We start from the raw sequence: 803 nt of genomic DNA on the forward strand, positions 1-803 counted from the left end.
CGGATGACCTACGCGGAACTCGGCAGGCAGGCATCCTTCGTCACATCGTGGTTGCAGCAGCAAGGACTTGCGGCGGGGACGCGCGTCGCGCTCATGATGCCGAACGTCATGGCGTACAATCCGATCATCTTCGGCACCCTGAGCGCGGGTCTCGCTGTCGTGAACGTCAATCCGCTCTACACGTCGAGGGAATTGGCGCACCAGCTCGAAGATTCAGGGGCGAGCGTGCTCTTCGTTCTCGAAAATTTCGCATCGACTGTCGAGGAAGCGCTCCCTCATCTCAACCTCGATCGCATCGTCATCGTGACGCCGGGCGATCTCCTGGGGCTCAAGGGCGCGATCGTGAATTTCGTGTCGCGTCACGTGAAGAAGGCGTTCAAGCCGCTCCATCTTCCAGGTGCGCTCTCGTTCAAGGATGTCGTCGCGAGCGGCAGGAAAGTTCCGCCGAAGCCGGTCGACGTGAAGCCCGACGACGTCGCATTCCTGCAATATACCGGGGGCACGACAGGTGTCGCCAAGGGCGCCGTGCTCCTTCACCGCAATGTCGCGGCGAACGTGGAGCAATGCCGCGTGTGGATGAAGCCGACGTTCGGCGATCGCACCGACCATGTGATGATCACCGCGTTGCCGCTCTATCATATTTTCGGACTGACCGCGTGCGCGCTTCTCATGATGAAAGTCGGCGGTTGCCAGCTCCTCATCACCAATCCGCGCGACATCTCCGGTTTCGTGAAGACGTTGCAGAAGAGCCGCTTCACGCTGATGTCGGGCGTCAACACGCTCTACAATGCGCTCTCCCACGC

General features: G+C 60.6%; 1 protein-coding gene. It reads left to right on the forward strand.

Going from position 1 to position 803, the window contains the following annotated elements:
* A partial coding sequence (locus tag AC1DT3_RS22995) for an AMP-binding protein (protein WP_477467474.1) occupies window positions 1-803 on the forward strand: 803 nt, incomplete at both ends.

Source organism: Microvirga sp. P4_G7 (assembly GCF_056401005.1).